This window comes from Novosphingobium sp. DS6-6, from assembly GCF_057784975.1.
Window position 1 is genome coordinate 69,336 of sequence record NZ_JBYNTS010000005.1, and the last position, 14,208, is coordinate 83,543.

Consider the following 14,208-nt stretch of genomic DNA (forward strand, 5'->3'; position numbering starts at 1 on the left):
GCCATGGCCGCGCCTCTCGCACCGAATTTCGCCGGCGCCGAGGCAGCGGCTATCCTGCAGGCAAAAGGCCGGAAAAGCGCAAGGCCTGCGGGCAGGGCCAAGCAGACCAGCAGCGCGAATGCGCCGGAACGCGATACACCCGTGGAGGCCGACTGGATCGCGGCAGCGCGGCAGTTGCTGATGGAAGGTGGTGTGGCTGCGGTGCAGATCAGCCCGCTTGCCGCGCGGCTGGGCGTCACGCGCGGGGGATTTTACTGGCGTTTCCGCAACCGCCAGGACCTGCTCGATCATCTGCTGGTGGATTGGCACAACCGCAATACCCGCCCGTTCATCATGGCGGCCGACCGGGCCGGAACCCCGCGCGAGCGCTACAACCGGGTCATCCGCCTGTGGATCGATGAAAGCGATTTTCTGCCCGAGCTCGATATGGCGGTGCGGCAGTGGGGCGTGATCGATCCCGCCGTCGCCACGCAGGTGCGGCAGGCCGACGAAGACCGGGTGGCCGCGTTGACGCGGATATTCATGGAAGCGGGCGACGATGAAGTGAAAGCCAAAGTCCGCGCCCAGATCATCTATTATCACCAGGTCGGGTACTATGCCCTGGGATTGCACGAATCCAGCAGGGAGCGGCGCAAGCTCGTGCCCATCTACAACGAAATACTCACCGATTTCTGAAGGCTTCCGCCCCCACGGCGCAGGGAGCGCGGCGGGGGCGCATATGGAGAACGGGAGGGAACCCCGGTGGCCCCCCGTCCCGCCCGAAAGACAACCGGGCCGTCAGTGGACGAAGCGGGCCACCACGTCGCGATACGAGCGGCTCACTTTGACTTCCGCGCCCGACTCCAGCACCAGGAAGCATTCGCCGTTGGTGTGCGGGCGTACCTGGCGGACCTGATCCAGATTGACGATCTTGGAGCGATGCACGCGCTGGAACACGCGCGGGTCGAGCCGACGCTCGAGGTCCTTCATCGTTTCGCGCAGGATCAGCGAGTTATCGCCGGTGTAGATGCACATATAGTCGCCAGCGGCCTCGATCCGCTCAATCGTGTCGACATCCACGCGGAATATCTGGCCGCGGTCCTTGATGTTGATCAGCTTTTCGAACCGGCCGGCGGCCACTTCACCGTCGTCTTCGAGTTCGGGCATGGCATCGGGCGCCACTTCGGCCAGCACGTTCTTGAGTTTTTCCACTTCCTCCAGCCCGCGCTTTTCCGCCAGGCGGGTGCGCGCCCGGTCAAGCGCGTCGGCCAGATGGTCTTCCTCCACGGGCTTGAGCAGATAGTCGACCGCATTGGCCTTGAATGCCTTCAGCGCATGCTCGGAAAAGGCAGTGACGAAGACGAACAGCGGCGGATCGATTTCCATCACGCCTTTGACCACGCTGAACCCGTCGAAGCCGGGCATCTGGATGTCAAGGAACACGAGATCGGGCTTTTCCGTCTTGATCTTGCGGATCGCTTCGCGCCCGTTGGAACACGTGTCGATCACCTCGACATCGGGGAAGGCCTGAAGACGCAGCTGAAGGCCCTGGATGGCGAGTTTCTCGTCATCGACGAGGATCGTACGGATGGTCATTGGCTACCTTTGTTTGGAGCGTCTGCCCTGTTGTGATTTTCTTGCCCCCGCGTGACAAATGCGACAAGCTCGAAAAGTTCCCGATGCCTGCGTACAAGCCGCATCATGCCTGCGCCAGCCTGACGGGCTGACCGGGCACGGCCGCTTCCTCCCTGGCTTCGAACGGCAGCTCGATCGTCACGACAAAGCCGCCTTCGGAACGGTTGCCCACCTCGAAGCGCTGCTGGCTGCCATAAGCCTGGGCCAGGCGATCGCGAATGTTGGGCAGGCCAACACCGGTCGAGACGGGGTAGCCCGGCGTGAAGCCGCTATCGGCAGAGTCGGTGTGCACGTCGAACAACGTCGATGGATCGGTGCCCGCTGGCAAGCCCGGCCCGGTATCGGACACGGTGACCCGTAGCGTGGGGCCGACGAGTTGCGCTGCGATCGTGATCTGTGCCCCATCCTCGAGCGGGCCGACTGCATATTTGATCGCGTTTTCCACCAGCGGCTGCAGCAGCAACGAAGGCATCAGCGCCTGCCGCGCGGCATCGTCGATGCGGAATTCGGTGCGCAACCGGTCTTCGAAGCGCATCCGCTCGATATCGAGATAGAGCTTGAGAGTCTCGACCTCCTGCGCCACCGTCACCCGCCCGGTCGGCTCGTTGATCAACGTATAGCGCAGGAACGCGGAAAGGCGGCTGAGCATGGCATTGGCCGGCTCGGTCTGCTTGAGCAGCACCAGCGTGGAAATCGAATTGAGCGTGTTGAACAGGAAGTGCGGATTGAGCTGATAGCGCAGCATCGCCAGCTGCGCCGAGGTTGCCTGCGCTTCGAGATAGAGAAGCTGATCGTTCTGCTCTTCCACCTGGATATAGAAATTGATCGCATAATAGAGTGCCGACCACGCCCCCAGAAGCGTCAGGTCGATGTAGAACACGCCCAGGAAAAGCTGGGCAAACCCTGCGTCGTTGCCCGGGCGATAGAGGCTGATGACCCAGGCGTCGATAAACGCATAGAGCCCGACGGCCACGGCCAGGACCAGCGCAGTGACGCCCCAGGTGATGACGGGACGGCGGTTGATCAGCGCGCGAAAGATCACCGACAGGATCGACGAGATCGAAAAGCCGGTGATCGAAGCGATCAGCACGATCAGCAGGAATGAGACGGGTTGCGCGTTGGCAAGGCTCGACATGGCGCGCAGCAGCATCGCGCCGCCCCAGCCAACGAACTGGAGCCGCCAGAACGCTCGGTTCTTGTTGCCGAAGAACGGCGTGGGACGAAGCGGCAGCATAGCCATGACAGCCCCGGGTCTTAGGCGGCGTGGATGAATTCCGCAACGCCACGGTTGCTCTGCGGGGCTGGACCGGAAACCCCCCATTCCAGCGTCGGCGCGGCGCGGAACATTCCCGATATTGCGCTAGCCTCGCTTGCCGGGACTGGGCCTCATCGCACTGGCCGGTTTTGCTTCCAGCTGCGGCGCAACAGAATTTGTCCACGCCGTCCAGAAGCTTAGGCCCAGAAGCTTGGGCCCAGAAGTTTGGGCCGAAAACTCGGGCTGGGAATCTCACGCATCCTGCGAAAAGCGGCGGGCGCATGCCCCCGCTCTATTCGCGCGATGCGAACCAGTCGGCCAGCAGATAGCGCAGCATCATGTGATAGCCTTGTGGCGTAAGCCGCAGGAACGTCCGCCGCTCGTCGCTGGCGTCACGCACGCGCGTCACCATCCCGCGGTTTTCCAGTATGCCGATCCAGCGCAAGGCGGTGGTTGCGGGCACGCACGCGCCCACGCAGGCGCTCGATACGCTGATATCCTGATTCTGCTCGGTGGCCATGAACAGGTCGAGCAGCAGGTCCCAGGCCGGTTCGCCGAACAATCCTGTGGGAAAGTGCTGCTCGCGCAGGCGGCGTCCGCGATAGATCGCGGCGGCCCGCCCTGCCAGGTCGGGAACATGGCCGGGCGATGCTGCAGCCAGAGACATCATGCCGCGGCGTTCTTTCGAAAGCGCGGTATCATCTCGTTCCGTGGCTAGATGACTGGTCAAAGGCCCCCCTTTCCCCAAAATGAAATGTCCGGACCAAAGCTCATTCGGGCCCCGGCGCTACAAGGCCGGCTTGCCGGCCCGGCGCGCCCGCCAAGCCTCACCGACCCCGGACAATTGCGACTGGAAGCGCGCCATGAATTGCGGCGTAAGCGCAATGGACTTGGTTCGACGGTCGATTGCGTTCGGCTTGACTTCGATGATGCCGTTATCTTCCATTCTTTTGAGCAATTCATGAAACGCTCTGCTGGAAAGACGCGAAAGAAGCCATGCATCCTTTATGATAAGGTGCGGTTTCTTGACAAGGTTAAGTATAAGACGCATTTCATCATTGAAAACATCAAGATGAAAATTCTTTTCGATTTCGTCGTCCGCTTTTAGAAGCGTTTCGCAAAATAGTTCAAAATGGTTATTTTTCTGGCTGACAACATCCGGCAACGACTCCGAGGAAAGTGTCAGAGATTTCTCGTCAACGGCTTGCAGCATAAATATAATCCTTGCGTCAGCGCCTGAACATAACCGGCACCTATCCCGTATCCCCATGACCTTGCATTCAGGCAAGCTTGCAAGCTTCTTGCGTTAAAGGTGTTAACCAACATGTTAATAAGAACAAATACAAATTGAATTTAAAAATGCCGGAAAAAATTATATGTAAAGTCTTCCGATAAATTGTTCTTTGAAAACATGTGGATTATGTAAACACAAAAAATATGATCGGCAAAAACGATTTGAGCAGGCATATGATCGCTAAGGCTATATTATTCATTGATTCCGATATGTGATTTGTACGTATGTGGATATCAATGTGTTTTTACGTTCACAATGGATGCTTCTCGAAGTGTGCAACTGCGAAATATCGGCGAACATGATCTGGATCCGAACCGGATCGCGTTGCTTTTCCGCCTTCTCAACAAAGTCTGGCATGTCGCAAAAGCCCTTCTGGCCACGCCTTGCCGGTGAAACCAAAGTCAAACCGGGGAGATCGCGATGATCGCCTATCTTGTCGTTGCTTCGGTCAGTACATGCCTGGGTTTCCTGCTCGCAGCGCTGGCAAGGGCTGCCAAGATCGACGCTCTCCAGGCCGAGATCGAAGCCCTGCGACTGCGTAGTACGGAGCCGGAAAGCCAGAGAATTCCAGGCGATCGCCCGACCGACCTTGCCGCCTGACCCGCCCGGCACGGCCCTGGCGGCCAGCGCCAAACGGTGCGTCGCAAACGGACCTATTTTGATCCAGAACGGTTCAGAAAGGTATCAACGAACGGACGGCGGCGGGGTGGCGGGGGTATCCGTTTCCCGCCGGAACAGACGCGGCCAATCCGCCAGGCCATCGTTGCCGACGGCGGCTTTCATGGCCTCGATCTCAGCGCCCATGTCGCGCACGCGGGTGCGCCAGCTGCCGTGATCGGGTGACGCCAGGAAGAGGAATTCATAGCGCGGACCGATGCGCCGCATCCAGGTCAGGGCCGCGGCGGGATCATAACCTGCGTTCCATAGCAGCCATACCGAAAGGCGGTCGGCCTCGCGCTCGGTCTTTCGTGCGCTGCCGCCTCGTTCCAGCCAGGTCTGGTGATCGAGCACGGCATGGGCCAGCTCATGCGCCATGAGCGCGGCAATCTCCGCCTCGTCCCACTTCGCCACCTCCGCCATGGGGCGGCCGATGCGCACCACGTCGCGGTTGGCGCCGGCATTGCCCGTGCTGTCATCCATCAGGAAGCGCACCTGGCAGACGGGCTCTCCGGCAACGGTTATCGCTTTGCCGTCAGCCAGTTGGAGCGTCAAACGCCCGTCGCGCGCCACGCCTTTCTCCAGCGCGTCCTGCAAGGCGAAAAGGCGGGTCCACTTGCCCTGACGCGGCACGGGCAGGCTGTCGACGCGCAGGCCGGCAACGGCCGTTACCGTGGCATTGAGTGGCAAGCCGACCCTGGCAGCAGGCCCTGTGCCGGCGATCGCGCCGATTCCGATGTCGCCGGAAAGGCCGTAGACCTGCCGCGCCAGAGCAGGATCGCTGAATGTCTGCGCATCCTGCAGCATCACCCCGATGCCCGGCGCCACCCGGTTGCAGAACCGCGCATTGGCACGGGCCAGATTCCAGCCGATGGTCTGCACGATAATGTCATCGCGCTGAACCTCGTCAACAGGCTGAAGAGTGGCTTCCGGGGCTAAGGCCCGGGCTTCGGTAGTCTGAACACTGCTAGCCTGAATACGCGCAGGCAGCGCGATGCCCGAGGCAGACAGCGCCCATGCCGCCCCTGTCACCAGGCCTCCGGCAAGGCGCGGGGCCGTCATGCACCTTGAACCCTGGCCCCGTTGCGCGTCGCATCGATCGCCTGCTGCAGACGTTCCCGGCCCACGGCGCCGCTGATCAACTGGTCACCGACGATCCAGGCCGGCGTGCCGTTCACGCCCAGCTGGCGCGCCAGATCGATATTGCGCTGCAGCTCGCGCATGGTTTCGGGCCGCCCGGCAAAGGCATTGGCGGCGGCACTATCCAAGCCTGCCTGCTTCGCGGCACTCGCAATGCTTGCCGTATCCGGCCGTTCCCCGCTGAACATGGCCTTGTGGAACGCGGGATACCGGCCTTGCGCGGCCGCCGCCAGGCCCATGCGCGCTGCCGGCACGCTCTGTTCCGAAATGATCGGCAGTTCGCGCACGACCACTTTGAGATCGGGATTGGCCGCGATCAGCGCTTCCACATCGGCGACGCTGCCGCGGCAATACGTGCAGGCGAAATCGGTAAATTCCACCAAGGTCACGCGCCCTTGCGGATTGCCCAGCACGGCGCCGGGAAAGGCGGTTTCCAGCGCCCCGCGCAAGGGTGCGACCCGGCCCGCCGTTTCCCGCGCTTCCAGCCGGTTGGCCGCGTCGCTGAGTATCTCGGGGTGATCGAGCAGCGTCTGGCGTACCAGCGCTTCGAGCGTGGCGCGTTCCCTGCCGTCGATTCCGGCATCGACCAGCGCCCTGGCCAGTTGCTTCTCGTCCATCAGCGCGGCGCTCGACGCAGTGGCTGCCGCGGTTTCCTGATTGCGGTTGGAAACGATCCACCCGGCCAGCCCGGCCGCGCCCAACGCGACCAGGCCCAGCAGGACAAGAAACGAACGCTTCGGAACAGCAGCAGCCATCGGTCTACTTTTTCTTCCTTTGCCGCTCCAGCATCACCTGGGCGGACATTGCGATATCCTGCGCGCGCAGCCAGTCGGGGCTGCCTTTGGGCAGGCCGTCCTCTGCCGCCTGGGCGCTGCGTGCGGCCTGGGGCAACTGCATCTGCATCAACTGCTGCTCGGCACTGGCCAGGCGGGCGCGGGGCGTATCCCCTTGCGCTTCGTAAACCACGCCAAGCTGATACCACGCAAACGGATTTTCGCGGTCCTTGGCGACCGCAGCCTTCAGCACGCGTTCCGCCTCGGCAAAGTTGCCCTTGTCTTCGGTGGCAAGCAGGGCATGTCCGAACGTGGTGGCGATCAGCGGATTGCTGCCCGTTAACTGCGTGGCCCGCCGCAATGGGGCAATCGCGTTCTGAGGCTGCCCGGATTCCAGCAGTATCTGGCCTTTCAGTTCCAGCGCATAGGGATCTTCGGGCAACTGGTTCAGCATTGCGTCGACTTCGGCCAGCGCTTTGTCGAGCAACGCTTCCTTGTGATAGGCATAGGCCCGGGCATAATGGGCCGGGGCATCCTGCAGATAATCGGGATAGGCGTTGAGAGTGGACTGGGGCTCGGCCAGATAACCGTAAAGCTTTGCTTTCACCCGCAGGAACCGCGCCTGAAGCTGCGCATCCATCGGCGCGTTCCACGACGGATCGCGTTCGTAGATGTCCTGAAGATAGGTCAGGCGGTCGGCGGTCATCGGGTGGGTGGAATAGAATTCCGCATCGGCATTGCGGGTGAAGCCATAGCGGAATTCCTGGTTCTGCAGCTTCTTGAAGAAATCGAGCGAACCGCGCCCCGAAATGCCGGCCGTCGAGAGGTACTGCGCGCCGGCGGCATCGGCCTGCGATTCCTGGGCGCGGCTGAAAGCCAGATAGCTGCCGAGAGCCGCCTGCTGCCCGGCCATGAACACGCCCATCCCGGCGTCGGCCGATCCGGCCGCCGCGGCCAGCCCGCCCAGCAGCAGCGACAGCAGCGTGATCCCGGTTGCGGGTTTCGATCCGGCCGTGCTGATGACATGGCCGCCGGTGATATGGCCCAGTTCGTGCGCCACCACGCCCTGCACTTCGTTGATATTGTCAGCCGCGCCGATCAATCCCGAATGGATGTAGACCGCCTGGCCGCCGGCGACGAAAGCGTTGATCGATCCATCGTTGAGCAGCACCATGTCGACATTGCGCGGGTCGAGACCGGCCGCCTTGATCAACGGCGCCGACATGTCGCGGAACAGCGCCTCGGTTTCGGCATCGCGCAGCATGCTCTGCGCCATGACCGGCTGGACCGACAGGGCCAGGACGGCCATGGCGGAACACAGGGCCGCCAGACAGCGACGCAGGCGAACGGGGGAACGGGCGGGGATCACCATGCCGCTTATTGTGGCGTGGAATGAACTGGCGGTGAAGCGCAAACCGCGCGGATGAACGCAAGGACGGCGGCAAGGGGCCGCGTCTCGCGCGCGAAGGGGCGGGCAAAGGCGGTGATCAGCCCTTCGTGGCCCATGGCGTCGAGTACCAGCGCCTCGGTCGGCTGGCCGGCGGCTGTCATTGCCGCCGCCAGCGCGAGACTGTTGCGCGGCCGCACGCGCGTGTCGTCGGCCCCATGCACCAGCAGCAGCGGTGCGGCCCCGGCGCGGGCATGGGCGATCGGCTGGGTCTGTGCCGGATCCGCGCAATGGCCGAACGCCGCGATCGAAGCGGGATCGTCAAGTGGCAGGAAATCGGCGGGCGTTGCCAGGCCGATCGCCCCGGCCAGGGTATCGGCATCGAGACCCTCGGCCGCCAGCCAGCGCTTGTCCAGCGCCAGGGCAAGCGCATTGTAAGCGCCGGCGGAATGGCCCATCAACACCACGCGCGCGGGATCGCCACCCAGCGCCGCGCCGTGATCGGCCACCCAGCGCAGGGCACGCGCACCGTCGGCCAGCATCACTGGCCAGCGCCCCTCGGGCAGAAGCCGGTAGCCGGCCAGCACCACGATGCACCCTCCGGGCGCCATCGCCGCGATCAGCGTACGGGCCAGGAACCGGTAGTCCTGCGGGCGCCCGCTGTTCCACCCGCCGCCATGCAGGAAAACGACGATCGGCAACCGCGCGCCGCGCCCGATGCCGCGCCGGGGGCCGGGCGGGCCATATACTTCCAGCCGCTGTCGGGGATCGGGGCCGAAGCGCGCGCGCGCCAGGCAGGCCGCCCCTGCCCGTCCGCCGCGCATGGCCAGGTCGGCGGCGTCAAGCACGGCAACGGGATTGCGGGCCAGGGCGCGGCGATAGAGGGCTTGTCCGGCCAAGCCGAATGCGATCAGCCCCATGAGCCATCGAGACAATGTCATTGTTCTGGCAACGCCCTCCGCCGGGCGGCGGTTCCCGTCCGGATCAGTGCAGATCAGTGCATCAGGCGGCGTGCCGCACGTTCCAACAAGGGCATGTCGTCCAGCACTTCACCCAGCACGGCAAGGCCGCCATCGGGCAGACGGCGCGCCATGACCAGCAAAAATTCGGGGCCGTCGGCGGAAAGGTCTTCCAGCCGGCGCAGAGGCAGGGTGCGCAGGCTGGCTTCCAGCGCGGCACGCGGATCGATCCGGGCCTCGCTTTCCTCCGCCCGGCGCAGGCGGCGCTCGGCCGCCACGACCCCTTTGAGGCCACCGGGCGCATTGGCCAGGAAACCGGCCAGCTCGCCGCGCGACAGGCCCAGGCGGTACGCATGGGCCAGCGCCGTGGCATATTCGGTCAGCCGCGTCTTGTCATACTGCGCACCGAACACCAGCTTGACCACCGGGACCAGGGGCGCGCGGGCCTGCATCGCAATGCCCGCATCGGCCAGCAGCGCGGCAAGATCGTCCGGCTCCGCCTCGGCCGCCAGGGCAAAGTCCCAGGTGCAGCCGATCGCGGCATAGAGCATCTGGCGGGTGCGGTCCTCGCTGCCCAGCGCCAGGGCGGCCATGGCCCGCGCGCTGGCCAGCCAGTCTGCCAGGCTGTCAGGAGCCGCGATCGCGGCCGCTCGGTCGGGCACGGCAGCGGGATCGGGGGTGGCAAAGCGATCGAGCGGGGGCAAATCCAGCGCAGGCAGGATTTCCACGGCAATCGCGCCCAGGTCCAGCGCGCTGTCGGGTGTCGTGGTCGAGGCCGGGTGATCGCGCGGGTCGCGCGTGCGGGCCGGGCCATCGGCCCACTGGCCCAGCGAATCGGCCAGTGCACCCCAGTCTTCGCCAGCGTCTCCACCGGCGCCGGCCCCGGTGTCGGCGGCAGGATCGGCAAAACTGGGCTGCGGCAGGCGGGGTGGCGTGCGGGCCACGGCTTCGCCGACGGGGGGGAGCGCGGCCACCGCTTTGGCCCGTGGTTTCTTGGCGCCTAGCACCAGGCCGATTTCCGCCATCAGTTCGTCAGTCGTGGCCTGGTCGGCCAATTCTTTCCAGTTGATCACCCCATAGATGTAGTCGAGCGTTGTCCCGTCCGATGAAAATGGCAGGAGAATACCCCGATAAAGGATCGTGCGTCCGCGCTGGTTGACGAATTCGGCTTCGAACCCGATCGGTGCCGTGTTCGCCACGATCTGCATGTAATGGTCGGTGATGCGCGAAAGGATCGAACGTCCGGGCACGTCGCTGAGCCGGGCAAGCGTGCCCTGCGCCTCGCAATCGTCGAACAGGGCGGCGCCGACATAGGCAATCGCCGGGTCTTCCATGCCCCGGTCGAAATGCAACAATACCGAATGATCCGCAAAATCGGGCAGATGGCCCTGAAGAAGCGGGCCGGCCAGCGGCAAGGGCGCATCGCCCAGCATGCCCGCCCAGAAGTTGTAGGCGCGCACCTGCATCCGCCGCTCGTCGGTGCCGACCACGGGGGGCAGCGGCTCGATCAGGTCCTCGTCATAGGGATCGGCGCCGCGTGACAGGCCCAGGCGGCCCGGCTCGTCGGCAGATCCACGCATGCTGTCCATCGCCCAGGCCCTTCGTCATGCTCGCACCGGGCCTTTCTGGCGCAACATGGTGAAGAACCGATTAAGTTGCGCCAATGAAATCATCGAATCCGGAGGGTGGCGTCAACCGCGTGCGGCAATGGCCCTGGCCCGGGCGATCAGCTGCTCGGCCATGTCGCGATGCAGCCGCTCGACCATCCGCCCGTTGACGCGCAGGGCACCCACGCCCGCATTGGCCGGATCGGCAAAAGCCGCAAGGATCGCCTCGGCTTCGGCCAGCGCCATGTCATCGGGGGCAAAGACGCGGTTGGCCACCGGCAGTTGCGCCGGGTGGATCAGAGTCTTGCCGTCGAACCCCAGTTCGCGCGCCTGCAGGCATTCGGCTTCCAGCACGGCCGGATCCTCGATCGTGTTACACACGCCATCCAGCACGGTCAGGCCATTGGCGCGCGCGGCCATGACAGCCTGAGCCATCAGCGGCACGAAAGCGGCACGCCCGGGCGCCTGAACCATGCCCGTGTCCTTGGCCAGGTCGTTAAGGCCCAGCACCAGACCAGACAGGCGCGTGCGGTCGGCGCAATCGGCGATCCGTTCCACCGCCAGGGCCGCGCGCGGGGTTTCCAGCATCACCCACAGGCCGACATCGACGGCAAAGCCTGCGCGGTCCATGGCCGAAGACAGTTCCAGCACATCGGCGGCATCGCTCACCTTGGGCGCCAGCAGCGCTTCCACCGGGGCACTGGCCAGGGCCGCCAGATCGTCATGGCCCCAGGGGCTTGCCAGCGCGTTGCACCGGGCGATCAGCCGACGATGGGCAAAGCCGCCGGCCCGGGTTTCGCGTATCAGCCCCAGGCGGGCGGCCTCTTTCTGGCCGGGGGCGACCGCGTCTTCCAGATCAAGCACCACGGCATCGCAATCGAGACCGCGCGCCTTGGCCATGGCGCGTTCGTTGCTGGCGGGCATGTAAAGCGCAGAGCGCAGCGGGCGGGTGTCGGTCATGCAGTCTCAACCTTTGCGAAAGGCACGGGTTTGCGGGACGGGCTCCGGCACGGCATCCACCCGTCCTTCTTCACGCGCCGGCATGGGCACGAACAGGCGCAGCACCAGATTGCCCGCCAACCAGGCGGCGGCGGCATCGAGCGAGAACGCCAGGCCTTGCTGATCGGCCAGCCACCCCCAGGCCCAGGCCCCCACGGCCATCGATCCGAACGTGACGGCCTGATAAAGCGAGAGGCACCGTCCCAGGATCGCCTCGGGCGAGCGCAACTGCATGGCGACATTGATGCTGGTCAGGGCCGCGACCCACCCCGATCCGGCCACGAACCCGGCGAGCAGTGCGGCCGGCAGGGTGCTTGCCCGCGCCAGCAGCAGCAGCGCGACCAGAAACACGACAGTCCCGCCCGAAACGATCGCTTCGGCGCCGAAGCGACGGCGCGCCCGCGTGACCCACAGGGCCGCGGCGATCGATCCCAGGCCGAACGCGCCGAGCATGAAGCCGTAATCGCGTTCGGTGCCGGCAAGGGTATCATGTGCCACGGCGGGCATCAGCGCCTGAAACGCACTGGCGCCAAAGCCGAACATGGCCCCGCGCAGCAGCACTTTGCGGATCGGGGCGGAGCGGGCACAGAACGCGATGCCGACTTTGATCGATTGCAGGATCGGCTGGCGCACCGGTGCCCGCGCTTCGGGCCGCCAGCGCGCCAGCACCACGATCATGCCAATATAGCTGATGGCATTGGCGGCAAAGGCAGCGCTGACGCTCCAGATCGAAATCATCACCCCGCCAAGCGCCGGCCCCGCGCTGCGCGCAAGATTGGCAGACATGGCATTGAGCGCGACGGCTTGCGGCAGATCGGCCCGCCCCACCTGAAGCCGTACCGAAGCCTGCCAGGCCGGCTGGTTGATCGCGGTTCCCATGCCCACCATCAGCGTCAGCGCCAGCAGCGAAGCCGGCCCCAGCGCTCCGCGATAGCCCATCACGGCCAGCAGGGCCGATACTGCCAGCATCGCGCTCTGCGCCCAGATCATCACCCGGCGACGGTCGAAATTGTCGGCAATGGCTCCGGCGAAGAGGCCCAGCAACAGAATCGGCAGGGTTGACGAGGCCTGGACCAGCGCGATCAGCACGTGGCTGCGCGTCAGTTCGGTCATCAGCCAGGCGGCGGCGGCGGCCTGGATGGTCGAACCCAGATTGGAGAAGAGGTTTGCCGTCCAGATCGCGCGGAAAGCGGGATAGGCAAAGGGAGCCAGCGCCCCGCCCGGCGCCTGCGCGGGGGAAGTCGCGCCGTTCAAAGAAGGTAACGCACGCGGATCGATGTGGTCATCTGCACGTCGCCCAGGGTAAAGGCGGCGGCGGAAAAGCGTGGCGGCCCGAAATGGACCGGCGCATCGCGCGAAAAGCCGAAGCCTTCGCGCGGCATCATGAACAGCTTGTCGAGCCGGCCATTGGCGTTTTCGTCATGGAACAGCGCAACCGCATAGCGGCCTGGCAGCACCTGCTGAAACGTGATCACGTCGCTGCCACGGGCGGGCACGGTCTGGTGCAAGGCCTGCGGGTCTTTCTCGCAATCGGGAAAGGTCACGGGATCGGACGTGAGACAGGCCTGGATCATGCCCTTGGCCGAACGCAGGCCCACCACGTCCACCAGCACCGTGGTGCGTTGCGGTATCACGGCGCCACCCTGGCTGATCGCCAGGGCGGCCAGCGCGCCAAGGCGCACGACGGATCGGTTCATGCCGCCGGCCTTTCTTTCCAGACCGCCAGCCCCGCGTCTGTCTTGCAAAGCCGATCCCATACGCGAAAATAAAGGCCGTAGTTGCACCGATACCGCTCGTGATGCTGCTGATGATGGCTTGCCGTTATCAGCCAGTTCCCTGCCCGGGCATGAACCAGCCAGCGGGGAAAGATCTCCCAGCCCATGTGGTTGGTCACGCCCATCACGGTCATGACGGTCAGAACCAGCGCCAGCATGCCGACGTGGATCGGCACTACGAAGACCAGTGCGGGGACGAACAGGCCGACAATGGCCGCTTCGATCGGATGAAAGTTCATCGCCGCCCATGCGGTGGGGGGCCGGCTGGCGTGATGCACGGCATGGATGGCCCGGAATAGGCGCGGTTCGTGCATCCAGCGGTGCGTCCAGTAGAACCAGGTATCGTGGGCGAACAGGTAAAGCAGGACCGACGCCGGCATCCACCACAGCGGATAGGCGGCCGGATCAGCATAGAGTCGCGTCCAGCCGTGCTGCTGCCAGCCCCAGGCGATGATCCCGGCGGGCACGCCATAGATCGCCGCTGAAGCCAGGCTCCAGCCGATCTCGCGGCGGATCTGTGCCCGCAGCCCGCCATGATAGCCGGGCAGGCGCCGCCCCGTCAGCCAGGCGAACAGGCCGCTGGCCGCCACATAGCGCACCGCGACGATGGCGGTCATGGCAAGCGCCGACAGAAGCAGCGCGGCAAGCGTTGGATTGTTCATGCTTTCCCTGGGCAAAACGCAGCGGCACGGGTCAGCTCTCCCTATGCCAAGCCGCGGCGATGCTGCCCAGCTTTTTCGCGTCGGCA

15 protein-coding genes are annotated in these 14,208 nt (G+C 64.8%); 1 reads left to right on the plus strand and 14 read right to left on the minus strand.

Translation table 11 applies throughout. The annotated features are described in order from the left end of the window. Positions 1–3: 3 nt before the first annotated feature. Positions 4–675, plus strand: a complete 672-nt coding sequence (locus AC3EDY_RS07625; RefSeq protein WP_488571888.1) for a TetR/AcrR family transcriptional regulator — start codon at positions 4–6, stop codon at positions 673–675. A 102-nt stretch (positions 676–777) separates the two neighbouring features. Here AC3EDY_RS07625 and AC3EDY_RS07630 read toward each other — a convergent pair whose 3' ends face one another. The 14 genes from AC3EDY_RS07630 to AC3EDY_RS07695 form a co-directional block, all read right to left on the minus strand. Next, on the minus strand, positions 778–1,575 hold the full coding sequence (locus tag AC3EDY_RS07630; RefSeq protein WP_488571889.1) for a LytR/AlgR family response regulator transcription factor: 798 nt from the start codon (positions 1,573–1,575) through the stop codon (positions 778–780). 103 nt (positions 1,576–1,678) lie between these two features. Continuing rightward, the gene (locus AC3EDY_RS07635; RefSeq protein ID WP_488571890.1) at positions 1,679–2,854 is read right to left on the minus strand and encodes a sensor histidine kinase; all 1,176 of its coding nucleotides are present in this window, start codon (positions 2,852–2,854) and stop codon (positions 1,679–1,681) included. A 307-nt stretch (positions 2,855–3,161) separates the two neighbouring features. Continuing rightward, the gene (locus AC3EDY_RS07640; protein ID WP_488571891.1) at positions 3,162–3,539 is read right to left on the minus strand and encodes a winged helix DNA-binding protein; all 378 of its coding nucleotides are present in this window, start codon (positions 3,537–3,539) and stop codon (positions 3,162–3,164) included. 117 nt (positions 3,540–3,656) lie between these two features. Further along, positions 3,657–4,082: a hypothetical protein gene (locus tag AC3EDY_RS07645; RefSeq protein ID WP_488571892.1), complete on the minus strand. Its 426-nt coding sequence runs from the start codon at positions 4,080–4,082 to the stop codon at positions 3,657–3,659. A 276-nt stretch (positions 4,083–4,358) separates the two neighbouring features. Next, on the minus strand, positions 4,359–4,796 hold the full coding sequence (locus tag AC3EDY_RS07650) for a hypothetical protein (protein ID WP_488571893.1): 438 nt from the start codon (positions 4,794–4,796) through the stop codon (positions 4,359–4,361). Between the two features lie 51 nt (positions 4,797–4,847). Beyond that, entirely contained in the window at positions 4,848–5,882 is a 1,035-nt protein-coding gene (locus AC3EDY_RS07655) for a M48 family metalloprotease (RefSeq protein ID WP_488571894.1), read from the minus strand. Further along, positions 5,879–6,715 carry a DsbA family protein gene (locus tag AC3EDY_RS07660; protein ID WP_488571895.1) on the minus strand — a complete coding sequence of 279 codons (837 nt, stop codon included), beginning with the start codon at positions 6,713–6,715 and terminating at the stop codon, positions 5,879–5,881. Before AC3EDY_RS07660 ends, AC3EDY_RS07655 begins: the two co-directional genes overlap by 4 nt. Before the next feature lie 4 nt (positions 6,716–6,719). After that, positions 6,720–8,105, minus strand: a complete 1,386-nt coding sequence (locus AC3EDY_RS07665; protein WP_488571896.1) for a M48 family metalloprotease — start codon at positions 8,103–8,105, stop codon at positions 6,720–6,722. A gap of 5 nt (positions 8,106–8,110) precedes the next feature. Continuing rightward, positions 8,111–9,061: an alpha/beta hydrolase gene (locus tag AC3EDY_RS07670; RefSeq protein WP_488571897.1), complete on the minus strand. Its 951-nt coding sequence runs from the start codon at positions 9,059–9,061 to the stop codon at positions 8,111–8,113. Between the two features lie 53 nt (positions 9,062–9,114). Then, the gene (locus AC3EDY_RS07675) at positions 9,115–10,659 is read right to left on the minus strand and encodes a PAS domain-containing protein (RefSeq protein ID WP_488571898.1); all 1,545 of its coding nucleotides are present in this window, start codon (positions 10,657–10,659) and stop codon (positions 9,115–9,117) included. A 111-nt stretch (positions 10,660–10,770) separates the two neighbouring features. Next, positions 10,771–11,646 carry an HpcH/HpaI aldolase/citrate lyase family protein gene (locus AC3EDY_RS07680; RefSeq protein ID WP_488571899.1) on the minus strand — a complete coding sequence of 292 codons (876 nt, stop codon included), beginning with the start codon at positions 11,644–11,646 and terminating at the stop codon, positions 10,771–10,773. A 6-nt stretch (positions 11,647–11,652) separates the two neighbouring features. Beyond that, positions 11,653–12,939 (minus strand): MFS transporter, encoded by a 1,287-nt coding sequence (locus AC3EDY_RS07685; RefSeq protein WP_488571900.1) that lies wholly within the window; start codon positions 12,937–12,939, stop codon positions 11,653–11,655. Beyond that, the gene (locus tag AC3EDY_RS07690) at positions 12,936–13,382 is read right to left on the minus strand and encodes a DUF2141 domain-containing protein (RefSeq protein ID WP_488571901.1); all 447 of its coding nucleotides are present in this window, start codon (positions 13,380–13,382) and stop codon (positions 12,936–12,938) included. The genes AC3EDY_RS07685 and AC3EDY_RS07690 overlap by 4 nt, the downstream gene beginning before the upstream one ends. Then, on the minus strand, positions 13,379–14,122 hold the full coding sequence (locus tag AC3EDY_RS07695; protein ID WP_488571902.1) for a sterol desaturase family protein: 744 nt from the start codon (positions 14,120–14,122) through the stop codon (positions 13,379–13,381). Before AC3EDY_RS07695 ends, AC3EDY_RS07690 begins: the two co-directional genes overlap by 4 nt. Positions 14,123–14,208: the final 86 nt, after the last annotated feature.

Coding starts and splice junctions, on each gene's coding strand:
- AC3EDY_RS07635 (WP_488571890.1), bottom strand. CDS start 2,854: ATGGCTATGCTGCCGCTTCGTCCCACGCCGTTCTTCGGCAACAAGAAC.
- AC3EDY_RS07660 (WP_488571895.1), bottom strand. CDS start 6,715: ATGGCTGCTGCTGTTCCGAAGCGTTCGTTTCTTGTCCTGCTGGGCCTG.
- AC3EDY_RS07655 (WP_488571894.1), bottom strand. CDS start 5,882: ATGACGGCCCCGCGCCTTGCCGGAGGCCTGGTGACAGGGGCGGCATGG.
- AC3EDY_RS07695 (WP_488571902.1), bottom strand. CDS start 14,122: ATGAACAATCCAACGCTTGCCGCGCTGCTTCTGTCGGCGCTTGCCATG.
- AC3EDY_RS07630 (WP_488571889.1), bottom strand. CDS start 1,575: ATGACCATCCGTACGATCCTCGTCGATGACGAGAAACTCGCCATCCAG.
- AC3EDY_RS07670 (WP_488571897.1), bottom strand. CDS start 9,061: ATGACATTGTCTCGATGGCTCATGGGGCTGATCGCATTCGGCTTGGCC.
- AC3EDY_RS07680 (WP_488571899.1), bottom strand. CDS start 11,646: ATGACCGACACCCGCCCGCTGCGCTCTGCGCTTTACATGCCCGCCAGC.
- AC3EDY_RS07645 (WP_488571892.1), bottom strand. CDS start 4,082: ATGCTGCAAGCCGTTGACGAGAAATCTCTGACACTTTCCTCGGAGTCG.
- AC3EDY_RS07665 (WP_488571896.1), bottom strand. CDS start 8,105: ATGGTGATCCCCGCCCGTTCCCCCGTTCGCCTGCGTCGCTGTCTGGCG.
- AC3EDY_RS07675 (WP_488571898.1), bottom strand. CDS start 10,659: ATGCGTGGATCTGCCGACGAGCCGGGCCGCCTGGGCCTGTCACGCGGC.
- AC3EDY_RS07625 (WP_488571888.1), top strand. CDS start 4: ATGGCCGCGCCTCTCGCACCGAATTTCGCCGGCGCCGAGGCAGCGGCT.
- AC3EDY_RS07690 (WP_488571901.1), bottom strand. CDS start 13,382: ATGAACCGATCCGTCGTGCGCCTTGGCGCGCTGGCCGCCCTGGCGATC.
- AC3EDY_RS07640 (WP_488571891.1), bottom strand. CDS start 3,539: ATGATGTCTCTGGCTGCAGCATCGCCCGGCCATGTTCCCGACCTGGCA.